Annotated in this window: 6 protein-coding genes; 5 read left to right on the top strand and 1 reads right to left on the bottom strand. The window is 61.9% G+C overall.

Annotated features, from left to right (window positions below):
• The first annotated feature begins 15 nt into the window (after positions 1-15).
• From ACB034_RS02145 to glpC, 4 genes are all read left to right on the top strand, one after another.
• Positions 16-471, top strand: a complete 456-nt coding sequence (locus ACB034_RS02145; protein WP_371171963.1) for a YchJ family protein — start codon at positions 16-18, stop codon at positions 469-471.
• A gap of 233 nt (positions 472-704) precedes the next feature.
• Positions 705-2,378, top strand: coding sequence for an anaerobic glycerol-3-phosphate dehydrogenase subunit A (gene glpA, locus ACB034_RS02140; RefSeq protein ID WP_201939828.1), 1,674 nt, complete (start codon positions 705-707; stop codon positions 2,376-2,378).
• Positions 2,368-3,633, top strand: coding sequence for a glycerol-3-phosphate dehydrogenase subunit GlpB (gene glpB / locus ACB034_RS02135; protein WP_371171962.1), 1,266 nt, complete (start codon positions 2,368-2,370; stop codon positions 3,631-3,633). The genes glpA and glpB overlap by 11 nt, the downstream gene beginning before the upstream one ends.
• Before the next feature lie 51 nt (positions 3,634-3,684).
• The gene (glpC, locus tag ACB034_RS02130) at positions 3,685-4,887 is read left to right on the top strand and encodes an anaerobic glycerol-3-phosphate dehydrogenase subunit GlpC (protein ID WP_042028859.1); all 1,203 of its coding nucleotides are present in this window, start codon (positions 3,685-3,687) and stop codon (positions 4,885-4,887) included.
• Between the two features lie 111 nt (positions 4,888-4,998).
• Here glpC and ACB034_RS02125 read toward each other — a convergent pair whose 3' ends face one another.
• Entirely contained in the window at positions 4,999-15,675 is a 10,677-nt protein-coding gene (locus ACB034_RS02125; RefSeq protein ID WP_371171961.1) for a retention module-containing protein, read from the bottom strand.
• A gap of 748 nt (positions 15,676-16,423) precedes the next feature.
• Here ACB034_RS02125 and nrfA point away from each other — a divergent pair.
• Complete coding sequence (nrfA, locus tag ACB034_RS02120) at positions 16,424-17,860, top strand: ammonia-forming nitrite reductase cytochrome c552 subunit (RefSeq protein WP_216992448.1); 1,437 nt, start codon at positions 16,424-16,426, stop codon at positions 17,858-17,860.
• The last annotated feature ends 41 nt before the right edge of the window (positions 17,861-17,901 follow it).

Below are 17,901 nucleotides of genomic sequence, written 5' to 3'. Positions count from 1 at the left end.
CGGAGCCCCTTTTTCATGAACAATTGTCCTTGCGGTTCAACCCTCTCTCTCGATGCCTGCTGCGGTGTGCTCCACCATGGCGCCCCCGCCGACACCCCGGAGCAGCTGATGCGCTCGCGCTACAGTGCCTTCGTGCTGGGTCTGGGGGAATATCTGGTCCAGAGCTGGCACCCTGATTATCTGAACGGGCTGACCGCGACCGAGCTCTCCCAAACCGGCACCCGCTGGGATGGCCTCGAGATCCTCGCCAGCCAAGGAGGTCCGGATGATGAAACCGGGATGGTGGAGTTCAAGGCCTGGTTCCTGGAAGGAGATGAGCGCCACTGCCTGCACGAGCGATCCCGCTTCGTGCGCTACCAGGGGCGCTGGGTCTATACCGATGGCGAGCAGGATCCGGCGCAGCCAAGGGTCGGGCGCAACGATCCTTGCCCCTGTGGCAGCGGCAAGAAATTCAAGAAGTGCTGCGGCTGACAACGCAAACAGCATGAGCAAGCAGAACAAGGGGCAACAAGGCCCCTTTTTCATATCTGGCTGGCCGGATGGGATCACCACACGGGATACATTTGCAGCGTGACCATTGTCACATAATGCTCATAAACGGCCATCACCATGAGCGTTTGCGAACATTAACTTGGCCAACATCAAACATTTTCACTCAAAAGTGCGCCACACTGGCCTCATCTGGAAGAGATGAGACGGGCACAATGAAAAGAATAACCACACAAGTCGTCATCATAGGCGGCGGCGCCACCGGCGCCGGCATCATGCGCGATTGTGCGCTGCGCGGCATCGACTGCATCCTGCTTGAACGGGATGATATCGCCGCCGGCACCACCGGTCGCAATCACGGTCTGCTCCACTCCGGCGCCCGCTACGCGGTGACCGATCAGGAGTCCGCCCGCGAGTGCATTCAGGAGAACCGCATCCTCAAGCGGATCGCCAGCCACTGCGTGGAAGACACCGGTGGCCTGTTCCTGACCCTGCCGGAAGATGACATCGGCTTTCAAAAGACCTTCATGGACGCCTGCGCCCTGGCCGGCATCGAGACCCGTCAGCTCGATCCCCGCGAGGCACTGCAGCTCGAACCCAATGCCAACCCGGCCATGATAGGGGCGGTTCAGGTGCCGGACGGCACGGTCGACCCCTTCCGCCTCGCCGCTGCCAACGTGCTCGACGCCAAGGAGCACGGCGCCCGCATCTTCACCCACAGCAAGGTGCTGGGGCTGCTGCGTACCCAAGACAGAGTGCACGGGGTCAAGGCCATCAACACCCGCACTGGCGAGGCATTCGAGGTGGAGTGTCAGGAAGTGATCAACGCCGCCGGCATCTGGGGCCAGCAGATCTGCGAATACGCCGATCTCGGCATCCGCATGTTCCCGGCCAAGGGCTCCCTGCTCATCATGGATTACCGCATCAACCAGCTGGTGCTCAACCGCTGCCGCAAGCCGGCGGACGCCGACATCCTGGTGCCGGGCGATACCATTTCTCTCATCGGCACCACCTCAAGCCGCATCGATTACAACAAGATTGATCAGCTCACCGTGGAGCCCGAAGAGGTGGAAGTGCTGCTGCGCGAGGGGATCAAGCTCGCCCCCATCATGGCGCGCACCCGCTTGCTGCGTGCCTACGCCGGGGTGCGCCCCCTGGTGGCAGTGGATGGTGACGAGTCGGGCCGCAACATCAGCCGCGGTATAGTGCTACTGGATCACGCCGAGCGCGATGGTCTGCAGGGCTTCAACACCATCACCGGCGGCAAGCTGATGACCTATCGTCTGATGGCCGAATGGGCCACCGATCTGCTGGCGAAAAAACTGGGCAACAGCAAACCGTGCCGCACCGCCGAGCTCAACTTGCCCGGCTCGCGGGATCCGGAGAAGGTCTCCGCCCCCGGCCTCTCGGCACCGGCCGAAGGATCTGCCCAGTATCGCCATGGCGAGCGGGTCATCGCCTTCTTCCGTGACAATCCCAAGGCCAACGCCCTCATCTGCGAATGCGAGATGGTGACCGCCGGCGAAATCGAGTACGCCCTGCGCGAGCTCGACGTGGACAACCTGGTGGATCTGCGCCGTCGCACCCGTCTGGGCATGGGCCCCTGTCAGGGTGAGCTGTGCGCCTATCGCGCCGCCGGCCTGATGCAGGAGTACGGCAAGGCCGATGGCCGCCAGGCCTGCGTCATGCTGCGCCAGTTCCTGGAGGAGCGTTACAAGGGTACCCGTCCCGTGCTGTGGGGAGATGCCCTGCGCGAGGCGGAATTTACCTACTGGATCTATGAAGGCTTGTTTGGCCTGAGTGAATGGACGACGCCCCGTCTGGTGAGCGACGCCGCCCCCCAGAGCCATGCCACAGAGACAAACGAGGAGACGCCCCATGAAATTTGACACCATAGTGATTGGCGGCGGCATGGCGGGCCTCTCGGCGGCCCTGCGTCTGGCCGAGGCTGGCCAGAAGGCGCTGCTGATGGCTTCCGGCCAGAGTGCCCTGCATTTTTCCTCCGGCTCGGTCGATCTGCTGGAGAGCGAGGGGGATCCCCGCGCCGCCCTACCCGCCTTCATGGCTGCCAACCCTCATCACCCCTACGGCAAGGTAGGGATGACCCATATCGAAGCGAGCCTCGCCGATCTGCAGCGCCACTGCGCAGAAGAGGGGTTGTCGCTGTTTCGCCAGGAGCACAACCACCAGCGCCTGACCCCCATCGGCACCCTGAAATCCACCTGGCTCTCCCCCGAGACCTGCGCCTGCGTCACCGATGCCCCCGTGCCGGATACCCTGCTGCTGGCCACCCTGGAGGGTTTTCGCGACTTTCACCCGGCGCTGGCGGCGGCAAATCTAGCCACCCACCCCCGCTTTGCCCACTGCCGCATCCTGACCGGTGAAATTCGCATTCCCCAGCTGGCCGAGTTCAGCCGCAATCCCCACGAGTTTCGCTCCGCCGACATCGCCCGCCTGTGCGACAAGCACCATCTGCTGGCGGATCTGGCCCGCGAGATCAGCCGCATGGTGATGGAGTGCGGCGAACCCGGCTGCCGCCATATCGTACTGCCCGCCTGTCTGTCGCTGGGGCTGGTCGGCCCGCGCCTGAGCGATCTGGAAAAGCGCACCGGCTGCACCATCCGGGAGGTTGCCACCATGCCGCCATCGCTTATCGGCATGCGGATGCAGGAGGCCCTCAAACGCCGTTTCATCGCCCTTGGTGGCACCTTTCTCACCAGTGAGCGGGTGCTGGGCGCCCGCTACGAGGGCAACCGTGTCGTCGGCGTGCACACCCAGAACGGCGATGATCAGCTGTTCGAGGCGGACAACTTCGTGCTCGCCTCCGGCAGCTTCTTCAGCCGCGGGCTGGAGTCGCGCCTGCGCGGCATTCGCGAGCCCATCTTTGATGCCGACGTATTGAGCCTCGAAGAACGCGACACCTGGGCCGGTCGCCGGCTGTTCGACCACCATCCCTTCATGGGCTTCGGGGTCAAGACCGACGAAATGTTGCGGGTACTGCGCGGCGGCAAGCCGCTCGCCAACCTCTATGGGGCGGGCAGCGTACTGGCCCACTATGACCCCATAAAAGAGGGGTCAGGTTCAGGTGTCGCGGTTGCCACCGGCTGGCAGGCCGCCGGCCACATTTTGAGTTCAGCCCAATGATGATTTCGCCCCATATCCCGTGCCTTCAATCTCGACGGGAGGAGAACTGACATGCTACTGGATCACGCCAACCAAACTTTCGATCAGTGCATCAAATGCACCGTCTGCACCGCTTACTGTCCGGTGGCCAAGGCCAATCCCGCCTACCCGGGCCCCAAGCAGGCGGGGCCGGACGGGGAGCGGCTGCGGATCAAGAGCCCCGAGCTCTTTGACAGCGCCCTCAAGTACTGCACCAACTGCAAACGCTGCGAGGTGGCCTGCCCGAGCGGCGTGCGCATCGGCGACATCATCGCCAAGGCCAAGCATCAATACAGCGGCTTCAAACCCGGGATCCGCGAGTTCGTGCTCTCCCACACCGATCTGATGGGCAGCATGTCCACCCTGATGGCTCCAGTGGTCAACTTCACTACCGGCCTCAAGCCGATGAAGCTGGTGCTGGACAAGGCGCTCGGGGTCTCCTCCCACCGCGATCTGCCCAAGTACTCCCAGGGCACCTTCCGCGGCTGGTACAAGAAGCAGAAGGAGACCCAGGCCAGCTTTGCGCGCCAGGTCGCCTACTTCCACGGCTGCTACGTGAACTACAACCACCCTCAGCTTGGCAAGGAGCTGGTGCAGGTGCTCAACGCCATGAATATCGGCGTGCAACTGCTCGAGCGAGAGAAGTGCTGCGGCGTACCGCTGATTGCCAACGGCTTCATGGACAAGGCCAAACAGCAGGCGGCCTTCAACATCAAGCAGCTGGAAAACAGCCTGCTTGGCAACGAGATGCCGCTGCTCACCACCTCCTCCACCTGCGGCTTCACCCTGCGGGATGAATACCCCCACCTGCTGGAGCAGGACAACCACAAGGTACGCGATCGCATCTCTCTGGTGACCCGCTTCCTGTGGAACGAGTTCTACAAGGGCAACAAGCCGGCCATGAAGCCGCTCGGGCTGCACATCGCCTACCACACCCCCTGCCACATGGAGAAAATGGGGGGCGTCATCTACACACTCGAATTGCTGCGCGCCATCCCGGGGGTCAAGGTGACCGTGCTGGAGTCCCAGTGCTGCGGCATCGCCGGCACCTACGGCTTCAAGTCGGAGAACTACGAAACCAGCCAGACCATCGGCGAGGGGCTGTTTGATCAGATAAACCGCCTGAGACCGGATCTGGTCATCACCGATTGCGAAACCTGCAAGTGGCAGATCGAGATGAGCACGGCGTTTCGCTGCGAGCATCCCATCCATCTGCTGGCTCAGGCGCTGGCTTAACTCTCTTCCGGGGGCCGGCCCTGATGCCGGCATTAATTAAAAAGTTCGATTGGTAGAACCAGATAAAAAAGAGCCGGCAATTGCCGGCTCTTTTTATGACAGCTCCCCCGCTCAGGGGTGCTGGGTGATCAGGCTATGGTTATCCAGCATGTTCTGCAGGATGTCGTGGGACGTTGTCCCCGTCAGGCCCCAGTTACCGAGATCCACATCCTTCAAGGTGATCTGCTGGGTTACCTGGCCATCCCCGGCCGGCGAGACCGAGAGATTCACATCGCTGAGGCCATTGCTGCCGGCCGTCACCGAGGCCGAGAGGTGACCAAGCAGGCCATCGACGCTGTTGCTGCTGACTCCGCTCAGCATGTCCGCCAGATCGATCCTGTCCCCCTTCTCCGGATGGAAGTCGGTGATGGTGTCGATGGCGGGCAGGCTGGCGCTCCCCTCATCCCCCTTCTGCCAGACGAAGAGATCACTGCCAGCCCCCCCGGTGAGGATGTCATTGCCCTGTCCACCCAGCAGGCGATCATCGCCGGAGGCACCGAACAACCAGTCCCCCTGAGCCGAGCCCAGCAGCTCATGGCCACTCTGGGTATGGATGGTGATAGTGTCGAGCTGAGTACCAATGGTGGTGCCACCCGCACTGGACTCGGCGCTGACTCCCAGCACCTGATCCCCCGCCGTCAGGCCGCTCAGATAGAGCGGCACCGAGTGATCCCCGGGGATCAGCCAATCCCCCTGACCGTCGGCCTGACCGACCGTCTGGCCCTGTTCATCCTGTACCTGGGCGCTGCCCAGGCCGCTGATGCGAATGGCGAGCTCGCCGTCGACCGGGTTTACCACGCTGGCGTTGAGGCCAAGGGGGATCACAGCCCCCTGCAGGGCGATGATCTCGTGGGCTCCCACGGTCAGGGTCGGCATATCCGGCTCGGCCGTCACCGTGATGGGGACCTGATCCGTGTCGCTCATGGCACCGCCAAGCCCGGTGTTGCCCTGATCCGAGGTGGTGATGGTGAGGTTGTCCTGGCCCCAGAAATCCGCCGCCGGCTCATAGTGCAGCTGGCTGTCGAGTAGCTGGTTGATGTCGCTCAAGGACCCCACCAGGAGGATCTCGTTGCTCCCCGCCCCCTGCACCGAGACGGCGCCGGCGCTACCCAGCAGGGTCAGGATGCCATGTTCGACCCGCAGCGCCATGGAGATGGGAGCGCTGCCCGCATCCACATCCTTCACGCTGATGCCGGAGAGGGAGAGAGCGCCATCCTCTTTGACCGACAAGCTGGTCGGCACCTGGTTGACCGGGGCATCGTTGACCGCCTGCACTTCAATGGGCAAGACATCGGTATCGCTCAGGGGCCCGCCACTGCCGGTGTTGCCAAGATCATCGGTGACCATGGTCAGAGCGTCCTGGCCATTGAAGTCCTGCGCCCCCTTATAGGTGACGCCACCGCTGAGCAGGGCGTTAAGATCGGTCAGGGTGCCGGTCAGTACCAGGGAGCCGGTGCCATTGCCGACCACGGTCACGCCGCTGCCTGCCGGCAGGTTAAGGGTGCCGTGTTCGACCGAGAGGCGCACCTCGATGGGGCTGTTGCCCGCATCCACATCCTTCACCTGCAGTCCCCGGATGACAAAGGGGGTATCCTCCTGCGCTACCTGGGGATCCGTCGGCAGCACATTGACCGGCGCATCGTTGACCGGACTGATATCCAGATGGATGTTGCCGCCCACCTCGGGGCCGAGGGCGCCGTTGTCCAGACTCTGGGCCATCACCTTGAGATCCACAGCGCCATTGATGTCGTTGGTCACCAGCTCCACCGCATCAAGCTTGCCGCCATCCGTGGTGATCTGCCAGACGCCGCCCCCGAGATCCACCACAGTGCCGGCAACCCCGTTTGGCAGACGCACCTCTGCTCCGTCGGGGACCCCTTCGATGGTCACGCGTACCTGCTCCGGCCCGTTTTCGTGCACATTGCCGGCACTGCCACCGGTAGCCTGGCTATCCCGGGTCTCCAGCCCCAGGTTCAGGGTGATCACATCCCCTTCCGTGCCGCTCGCCTTATCCTGAATATCGGCAACGATGGGATCCCCCACCGGGTTGACGGTGACGGTGAAGCTGCCGCTGGTTTCAAGGGGCAGAGTGAGCCCCTTGTCCAGGGTAAAGGCGCTCAGGGTGAGATCCACGCTGCCGCTGAAATCCGCCGGCGGGATCAGGGTCAGGGTGGAGAAGTCGGTGCCGACAGGCACCTGCCACACCCCGCCACCATTGTTCACCGCCGGGGCGGACAGGGTGAAGCCATCGGGCACCCCTTTTATCTGCAGCGCCACTATCTGCTCGGAGCCGTCGTTGTCCACCAGGGCGGCATCGAAACCTGCGAGGCTGACGCTGCCATCCTCATCACCTGTCACGTCGTGCACGGTGAGCGCCGCCGGATCATTGACCGGCTTGACCTCGAAGTTCACCTGGCCACTCCAGCTGCCGCGATCCGTGCCCGTGGTGGCAGTGTCGAGAATATCCACCGTCACGTCCAGCGGCACCTGGCCGCTGAAGTGCTCCCTGGGCACGAACACCAGATCCTTGAGGCCGTTGGCATCCACCACCAGCGACTGGACCGGGTTGCCGTTGCCATCGAGGAAGTGGCCGTACCCGGCATCGACGGTCACGGTCACCCGCTCCACCGTCTCGAGACCGCCATCGGTCACCGAAGGGCTGATATCGGCGAGTTTCACCGAAAGATCGAGGTGGATCTCGGTGTCTTCCAGATTGTCTGGCTGGCCGTCGCCGTTCACATCCTTCACATCCAGCTGCAGGCTCGGCATGCCATCACGACCACCGTTGACGTCCACCTCGGGGGTGATGGAGAGCGACACGTCCTTCTCCACCACCTTGGTGTCGCCACTCACCGTATCCGTGTTGACCAACCGCACATTGAAATGCAGGCCATCACCGGCGTAGTCCTCTGGCAGGGTCAGGGTCAGGCTGTCAAGATCGCTCAGGCCATTAGGTAATTTGATCAGATACTCGCCGTTGACAAAGTCAAAGGTGAGCCCCTGCACATTGACGCCGGCTGGCAAGCCGGTGATGACGATGCTGAGCTCGTCATCGCCGTTGTCCGTGTTGCCCAGGGTCGCCAGTTGCCTCAGCTGGGCGCCAAAATCGACGCTGTGGTCTTCGACACCCGTGATGGGTTTGGTGTTGTCAAAATCGATAGTCGCGGCCACCTGACTGCCGTTGCTCGCGACATGGAACTCGGCGCTGGTGTTGATCTCCCGGTACACAGGCACACTGATATCCCCCTCGCCGTTGTCGCCAAGATCTATCACCCTGGCGCTGACCTTGAAGGTGACGGTACCGGTAAAACCGTCCGGCGCGTGCAGCGCATAGCTGCCAAGAGCGCTGTTCGGCACTGTCCAGTTGCCCTTGCCATCGCTGATGCCCCCCACCACCACAAAGCCCGGCGGCAAGTCGCTGATGACCAGATAGTCGATGACCTCACTGCTGCTGGGATCGAGATCCTCGAAGGTGAACACGTCCTTGAGCGGAATATCATGCCCGTCCTGGCTATCCAGCTGGCCGGTTTGTACCAGCTGGCCATCGGGCTCCACCACAGCCCGAATATCCACGTGCAGGGTGCCATCGATCACCTTCTGGGCCGTGGCACTGGAGTCCACATCATGCTGGGTGATGGTGACATGGCTCTGGATGCGGGTGTCCCTGTCGCTGTCTTCGGGGGCTTTGACCAACAGCTGGCCGCCATTGAGCAGGTTCTGCAGGTCGGCGTCGCTCAAGTCCACGGCGCCACCGTTCACGGTTAACTGGGTATCCACTCCCCCGACCCGGATCCAGATTTCATAACCGGGTTCGATGCCGGAAAGGCTGAGGTGAGTGACATGCTCGGCGCTGTCGCTCAGGTCCGGATGCCAGTTCAGCACCACAAACTCATCTTCCAGACCATGGCTGGTCTTGGCATAGTCGCCGGCATCGATCTCGGGCTCCACCTTGATGGTGAGCGGCACATCGAAGCGCTTGTGATCCCCGTCATTCTCGGTCACTACCACATGACCGATAAGGTGTATATCGGCGGTGCTGTTGGGAGGCGGCTGGATCTGCAGATTGCCAAGGGATGACACATTCACCTGATAGAGGGGATTGCCCTGGCCATCGAGCCCGGCAAAGGTCAGGGTCAGCTCCTTGCCGCTGCCGTCAAACACCTTGGCCCCGGCCGGCAAGCCTTCCAGCACCAGGTTGAGGGTCTCCGAGGTGTCCAGCGGCGTGTCGACCTTCTCCCCTGACTCCAGCCGGAAGTCGAGCGGCGCCCGGCCATCTTCCTTGATGGTGATGGTGTAGCCGTCGCCCTCCTGGGTCCAGTCCGTGGTATTGAGATCAAAATGCGGTTTATCCACGACCCCGACCAGATCCACGTGCAGGCTCTGGCTACCGGTCTCCTTCTCGTTCACCACGGTATGGGTCTGGCCGTTGGCATCGGTCAGGGTGGCGGTGTCCTTCACCACCCCCTTGATGGTCAGATCAAAATCGACGTTGCTGTTTTTTGGCGGCAACAGCTTGAGGTCATTGATGCGATCGTAGGGCACCTCGTAGTAACCATTCGCATCCAGGGTCACCACTACCCCGCCCAGCAGCAGGGTGGCACTGGCGGGCAGGCCGCTGATACGCACAAACAGCTGCTCGGAGCCATCGGTTGTGTCCCCCAGATGGCCGAGCACTATCTTGCTACCAAGGTTGAGCTGGGTGTCTTCCTTGCCCTGGATCTCGCGCACGGTCAGCTTGGCGTCATCGGCGAGCGGATTGACGTTGATCACCACCTCCAGCGGATCGCCGAGGGCCGTCTCCTTGCCGGTCACCACCGGGGTCTTCTCCGTGCTCACCGGGGTCACCACCAGCTTGATGTCACCGCTGTAGTCCTTACCGGGCACTACGGTCACCTTGTTGATGTCGCCACCGGCCACCGTATAGAGGCCGTTCGCCCCCGGAGTGAGCACCTTACCGTTCAAGGTCAGAGCCCCCTGGCCGGAGGCCCACTCGATCTGGTAGCTCAGGGTCTCGGAGCCATCGATGTCGGTGAGGTTGGCATGCACGTTGAGGGCAACGCCACTGCCATCCTCATTGATGCTGTAGTGCTTGTCGCTACTGCCATCCCATACCGGCTTGTCGGCAATGCCCTGTACCGTGATGTCCAGATTGCCGTTTAGCACCGAAGGCTTGCTCCCCTCAGTGACACCTACCTGCAACTTGACCGGGAAACTCAACGGACTGCCTCCGTTGTTGTAGCTCGAGTAGTTGTGGTTTGGCACGAAGGTGACACCGGTGAGCTGGAACTTGTCATCAGTGTTGGCCACCGCCACCATGGCCGCGGGCGGCACCTGATACCAAGTCTTGCCACCCTGGGTGATAGTGGTCAGTGCGACGCCGTTGAAATAGAAAGTGCCCTGGGCATTGGCAGGCGCCTGGATAAGCAACTGCTCCACATGTTCGCCCCTATCAAAATCGCCGATATCGAGCGCCATGTTGATGGAGATCCCCTGGCCCGGATCGGTTGCCCCAGCATCCTCCTGGCCGGTGACCGCGCTCACGGTGAGCTTGCCTGCCTCGTCCTTGATGGTCAGGGTCAATACCCCATCATCGGTGTCCCCATCCCCATCCACCAGATGGAACGCTATCTGCTGCACCAGGGTACTGTTGCTGTGATCGATGCCGGATTTCGCAGTGAAGCTGTAGTTACCCTCAGCCTTGATCACCAGGGTACCGATGATTTGCCCCGTACTGTCGGTAACCGCAATGGTGGTGTTACCGCTGGCGGCGATGGGGTGTTCGGTGCCATTGATGGTCACCGATCTCACCACCGCATCGTCCGCCCCCTCACTGGCGGGGGCCAGAAGATCGCCGGTCACTTTTGCCCCTTCATTCAGGGTCTTGCTCGCATCCACGGCCACGGGCACATCGTCCTGCACGCTCACATGGCCAATCACTTCGGCACTGAGGTCCCCGTCACTGTCCCGCGCCTGCAATGGCAGCTGGATATCCAGCAGATCCTTGCCCTGGACACTGTGATCCAGATTGCCGGTGAGCTCGAAGGTGTAGCGGCCGGACACATCCAGGGTCAGCTTGAAGATGAACTTACCTGCGCTGTCCTTGCCAAGGTAGACACCCGGCTGGCTGTCTGCGCCCAGGGTGACCGCCTTGCCCCCCGACGTGAGGGTATTGAGGGCGTTGAAGCGGGCCACATCCAGTTGCAGGGAGGCAACCCTGTCACTCCCGGCGGCGATCGTCACCTGGCCGATGGCAACCTCTCCCGTGCCTGACGGGCTGGTGCCCCCATGCTGCCCACTCCCCCCGTTGAGATCCGACTCCTTGACGGTCACCCCCTCGATGGCGCTAATGACGGGATCGGCGGCATCGGTGATCTCCGCCGTGGTGCTACCTGTGATCACGCTGCCATCGCTGTCGGTGACCTGTACCGGCAGAGTCAGATTGAGAGTGTCGCTCGCCTTGTGATCCAGGTTGGTATGGACCGTCACCTGATAAGCCAGGGTAGCCTCGGTATGGGCTTCGATGCGCCCCGGCACGCTCGGCAGGGTCACGCTCAGCACCAGGGTGCCGTCTGATGTAATCGCCTGGAAGGCGTGGCCGTTGCTGCCCGGCACTTCCTGCCAGGTGAGGGTCTCCCCGTTGTGAGTCATGGCCTTGCCGCTCGCATCCACCACCAGGCCGGAGAGAGTCAGGCGCACATCCGTCACGGGATCGGAATCCGCCTTGATGGTCAGGGTACCGCTGGCATGTTGATCGTCACCGGTCTGGTTGCTGGCGGCACCGTCAAAGCACCCCTCACTCAGGGTTACGCCGGTGAGATTCAGGGTCGGATTGTTCCCCTCCGTAATGCTGACATTGAGGGTGCCCGTGGTGCTGTCGTTGTTGCCAGATCCCTTGTCGCTGTCGATGACATTGACCTTGAATGGCAGCTCGGTGGCGTTGCCAGCGCTCTGATGTACCCCTTCGAACAGGGTCACCTTGTAGTCGAAACCGTTGCTGGCGGCGTTGTCGAGCTTGCCGACAAGTTCCACCTGCAACACCTCGATGCGCTGACCAGCCACCTCCACATAACCCTTAAGGATCTGACTGCCCGGGATGGCAGGATCCCCATCCACCAGTTCGTATTTCACCGGCTGACCCAGGGCGGTCAGCACCGGTTGTTCGGAAGGAGCGGCAAACGACACCTCGCTCACCCGATCCGAACCGGCGCTGATCTGGAACTGGCCCGTGCCGGTGAGAGGATTGTGACCATCGAGGTTGCCCTCATCCAGGCTGACGCCGCTACCCGCGACAAAGGTGGGGGCGCCGCCATCCTTGATGACCAGTGGCAACTGGGTGGAGACCCTGTCGCCATCTTTATCCGCGAGCGTCACCGCCAGTGGCAAGTCAAGGGACTCGCTCCCCTGATGATCCAGCTCGCCGCTCAGGGTGACTTTACTGGTGACGCTCCAGTTGCCATTGCTCTCCACCAGATCGAGCTCGGCCCGCAGCACCTCGCGGCCGTCCGCACTGGTGCCCACCAGCTCCCCGTTGGCATCCAGGGTGAAGGTCACCGGGCTGCCGTGGCTGCTGTACTTGCCATCCAGGCTGCCTTGTATGGCCGCGATATCGAATTTGAGACTGCCTTGATCCAATGCATCCGAGCCATGGCTTACGGTAAAGCTCATGGTGCTCACCACGGCGCCGTCGCCCTGGTTCGCCTCCGTCATCTCGGTGCCCGTCACGGCGCTGATGACCGGATTGGCCCCGTCACCGATGGCGACGCTCAAGCTGGAGGAGACGGTATCACCGTCGCTGTCGAGCAGGGTAAACGCGGCTTTAAGCAGGCTGTCTGCACTGCCCTGATCGAGCGGCTGATGGAGGGTGAAGTTATATTTGCTGTCGTTGCCGAGGGTGAGTGTGAACACCAGCTGGCCATCTGGCGTGCGCCCTTCGATCAGGTGGTCTGCCACCGTAACGGCGACGCTCTGCTTGCCGGAGGTCAACCCATGCAGCCCGGGCTGGCTGGCATCGAAGGTAATGCTGCTGAGCGGATCGCTGCCCGCAGTGATATTGAGATCCCCCGAAAGAGTCTGGGCCGCGCTCCAGTCGCTGTCTTCCGTCAAGGTCAGGGTGACCGGATCGACCTGGGGCAAGACGCCATCCGTGATATGAATATTGAGGGTGCCGAGGTTGCTCTTGTCCCCGTCAAAGTCGCTGCCCTGCACCTGCAATCCCAGGTTGACGCTGTTGGTACCCACCGGCTGATCCAGCACGCCATCGAGCGTGAGATGGTACTTGCCATCGAGATCCAGGGTAACGGTCAATATGCTCTTGCCCCCCGCATCCAGCAGGGTAATAACGTTGCCGCTCACCTGGTAACTGGTCGGCTTGCCGCCGCTGGTGAGGCCGTCGAGCCCGGGTTGGCTTGCCTCGAAGTTGAGGGACACTAGGCGATCGCTGCCCACATTGACCGGCAGCTGACCATCCAGAGTCTGACCTGCCGACCCCTCTTGCAGCGTCACACCACTGTCGATGCCAAGACTCGGGTCGACACCATCGTTGACGGTCACGACCAGATCGGCGCGGGTCTCGTCCCCATCTATCTCTTTGGCCGACACGGTGAGCCCCAATGAGAGCGCATCACTCCCCTGATGATCCAGCGGGCCGGTCAGGGAGACGGTCACAGTGCCATCGACATCGCTGCCAGACTGGCTGGCGCCGAGCTCGGCCTTGAGCACCTCGATCCGCTTGCCATTGCCATCCAGGTAGTAGCCGGTCAGCAGGCGATCCCCGGAAAATTCGAAGGTGAGTGCATGGCCGTCGCTGCTCATGCCGCTGCCATTGAGGCGCGTCAGGGTATCGCCCTGATTGGCGAAGATGACGGAGTCCGCCAGCAGGGGATCGGCCTGGTGACCAACCACAAAGTGGCTCTGCCCCACCACGGCCCCGGCGTCGGTAAAGGCATCCTCGGTCAGGGTGATGGATGGCAGGGTAAAATCGGGGGGCGTGCTGTCCACCAGATTGACGTCGAGGGTGGCACGAACCAGATCCCCGTCGCTGTCGCGATACTCGAGGTTGAAAGGCAGGCTCAGGTTGTCCTGGCCGTGATCCAGGCTCTGGTTCCAGACGATGCGATAGCTGCCGTCATTGGCCAACGTCAGAGTAAAGACGGTGCCCCCGGCGGCACTGGCCGTGAGGGTCTGGCCGCTGGTCTGATAGCTCAGGGGTGAGCCATGGCTGCTGAGGCCCAGTCCCTCAAGAGCGCTCTGATCGACGGCAAACCCGACCTGCAGGTTGCCATCCAGGCCGGCGCCGGTATGCAGGGAGCCGGTGGCGCTGACGGGTCCCTTCGCCAGATCCGCCTCGGAAAGAGTCAGGGTATCGCTCTGCCCGATAAGGGGAGCACCATCTATCACCCGGTTGCCCGCCAGATCGGTCACCTCGGCGCGCACCTCATAGGGTCCGGTAATGCCGGAGAGATCCAGACCCGCGAGTTGCCAGCGCCCATCACTGCCCACCAGGGCGCTGCCGCTCAAAAGCCTCTCCCCATTCTGGCCGATGAGGGTGATGGTGACGCTTTGACCGGCTTCCACTTCCGTGGTCGTCCCGCTCAGGGTGACACCGCCCTGACCCAGAATAAGAGCCGTGTCGAGATCGTTGATATCGATACCGGCCCGGGTGTCGACGGTCACGGTCAGGGTATCGCTGGCCCGGTTACCGGCGATGTCCACCGCATTGACTTCAAAGGCATGATCGCCATCGGCCAGGGTATTGGGGATCTGGTACTGCCAGTTGCCCGCCCCATCCACCGTCAGCACGGTGAGCACATTGCCGCCAAGGGAGAGGGTCACGGTAGCGCCGGGCTCTCCCTTGCCTTGCAACAGTGGCGTATTGTCGCGGGTCAGATCGTCGGTCTGGCTGGCGCCCGTGTCACTCTCGTCCGCCAGATCCAGGGTAATAGTGGTGATGGTATCGAGCAGGGTCTGGCCAAGATCGCTGGCACGGTTGCCCGATACATCCTGGGTGTCCGCCTGTATGGTGAGCGGGCCATCCACCAGCTTGCCGGTCAGATCGCCAAAGTTGGCCTCCCAGACCAACCCGGGCAGTACAACCGTGGTCACCGTCAGCGAGTTACCCGCCTGATCAGTCAGGGTCACGGTCACCGGCTGGCCGACCTCTACGTCGTCCACCGTACCGCGGATAATGACCCCGGTCGCTTCGGCGCCGTTGATGATGTTGTCGTCGGTCTGGGGTTCTGTGATGGTGATGGCCGCGAAGAAATCGCGCGCCTCGGAAAAAAGCAGCTCATCGGTCGCAATACTGGCCCCATGATCCGTATCGAATCCGGCCTCGGCCAGGGTGGCATCATTGGTGCGATCGACGATGACGAAACCACCCTGGCTGGAGCCGGCAACCCCGCCGGCATTGCCAGCCCCTGCGGCGGCATTGCCCGCGGCCGTCTCCTGAAACTGTTGCGTCGGGTCTATCCCCTGACGAATGGCCTCTTGCAACGAAGCGAGATCCGGATCCAGCGGCTGCTCGTTGCCGTTGACTGCGGCGGCGTCGGCACTGGCCTGTGCCTCAGGCTCTGCCGGCACTTCGGGGTCGGCCATCTCGACCTGCGCCCCTTGCGCCGTTTGCAGGCGATCACCGGGAACCAGGGCCATCCCGACCTTGGCTGGTGTGACAGAACCATCTGCACTGATGACAAACGCGGGGCCCTCGACTCGAGCGATCACCGTGGATTTTTCAATTTGCAACTCTGCCATACCACCTCCGGCAAGAATGGAATCAAGCACACGGGTGTTAACAGGGTGCTCATCTGGTGAGCGATCATAAAGCAATCGCCATCACGCTTCTTTTCACTATTTTCGACATAAACCCCTAAAAAATGGCCGTTACTTACTATGTTGTGCATATGAGGGACCTTGAACTACCATGCGGGTCTCAAATGACACATTTAGCGCGCCATTACTGACTGAACTATTCATTGCCATGCGATCATATTTGTCGTCAGATTGGCCAGATTCCAGGCGTCCAATGCTTGAAGATAGTGCTGTTTCAACCCGTCTCCACCATGGCCAACTCGGGTCTCATCTACCTAAAAATGAATAAATAAACCACGAGCGGAGATTGGCGCTCCAACCAGGCATGAGTGTCAAAGACACATTGGAGCCTTGTGACTCAGAAAACGAGTGCCCCTGATCGGCCCTTGGGCCTTTACCACCAGAGCGGGTAAACGCCTGACATGCCATGGAGTTTCCAGCAAAAATTTAACCGAGATCTCATTTCGACCGATTGCCTCCCGCGACGATTGATCTAGCGCAAACCCACTCCCGATAAATCATCATTGCCTATACCTATTTGGTAATGTATTCGGCGAGCAATCGCATAAAAAATCGGTTTATTCACCGTCAACAAGAGATTGGTCTGCCCACTCCCGCGCCCTGCGGGTGTTGATGTCCACGCAACAAGATGGAACGGGTCAGACCGCACCAAGACATTTATCTGGGAGTGATGATCGTGGGTTCACATAACAAACAAACCAGGCTGGGGCTCGCCGCCCTGCTACTGACCGGTCTGCTTGGTAGCAGCTGGGCTCAGGCCGAAGAGAGCACCAAGGGCAAGATAGAGGCACGCAACGAACTGTTTGCCAAGGATCACGCCGATCAGTTCAGCAGCTGGAAAGCCACCAGCGACAGCAAGGAGCGCAGCGACGCCCTGGCCGAGGATCCCAACATGGTGGTGCTCTGGGCCGGCTACGCCTTTGCCAAGGATTACAACAAGCCCCGCGGTCACTTCTATGCCCTGACCGACGTGCGCGAGACCCTGCGCACCGGCGCACCGAAAACCGCCGAAGATGGCCCCCTGCCCATGGCTTGCTGGAGCTGCAAGAGCCCGGACGTGGCCCGGGTGATCGACGAGCAAGGCGAGGATGGTTACTTCAAGGGGATGTGGGCCAAGGGCGGCCCGGAGATCGTCAACACCATCGGCTGCGCCGACTGCCATGACACCGCCTCGAAAGAGTTCAAGGAGGGCAAGCCTGCCCTGCACCTCTCCCGCCCCTATGCCGATCGGGCCATGACCGCCATCGGCAAGCCGTTCAAGGAGCAGGGCCGCTTCGATCAGCAGTCCCAGGTGTGCGGTCAGTGCCACGTGGAGTACTACTTCACCGGCCCCACCAAGGCGGTGAAATTCCCCTGGGATGATGGCACCTCGGTCGAGCAGATGGAGGCCTACTACGACGAACTGGGCTTCTCCGACTGGACCCACGCCGTCTCCAGGACCCCCATGCTCAAAGCCCAGCACCCCGAGTATGAAACTTGGCGCGCCGGCATTCACGGCCAGAACAATGTGGCCTGCGTCGACTGCCACATGCCCAAGGTGCAGAACGAGCAGGGCAAGGTCTACACGGATCACAAGATTGGCAACCCGTTTGATCGCTTCGAGCAGACCTGCCGCAACTGCCACACCCAGAGCAAGGAGATGCTGCAAGGCATTGTCAAGCAGCGCAAAGACGCCGTTGTCGAGACCAAGCTGAAAGTCGAGAAGCAGCTGGTACGCGCCCACTTTGAAGCCAAGGCCGCCTGGGATGCCGGCGCGACCGACGCCGAGATGAAAGATATCCTGCAAGACATCCGTCACGCCCAGTGGCGCTGGGACTATGCCATCGCCTCCCACGGGGTGCAGATGCATGCCCCGGAAGTTGCCCTCAAGGTCCTGGGCAGTGCCCTCGACAAGGCCGCCGACGCCCGCACCAAGCTGGCACGTCTGCTGGCCGCCAAGGGGATCAGCCAGGAGATCGCCATTCCTGACATCTCCACCAAGGAGAAGGCCCAGGCCGCCCTTGGCATGGACATGAAGCAGTTCAACAGCGACAAGGCCCAGTTCCTCAAGACCACTGTTCCCGCCTGGGATGCCGAGGCCAAAGCGGCCGGCCGGCTGGCACAGTAACCGATGCCTGCGGGCCCGCCGGTCGGGCCCGCAGCAGGATG

This window comes from Aeromonas sp. S18(2024) (assembly GCF_041402525.1).
Classification (GTDB): Bacteria; Pseudomonadota; Gammaproteobacteria; order Enterobacterales; family Aeromonadaceae; genus Aeromonas; species Aeromonas enteropelogenes.
Note: the sequence above shows the minus strand (reverse complement) of the source record. Positions and strands in the feature narration are given on the sequence as shown.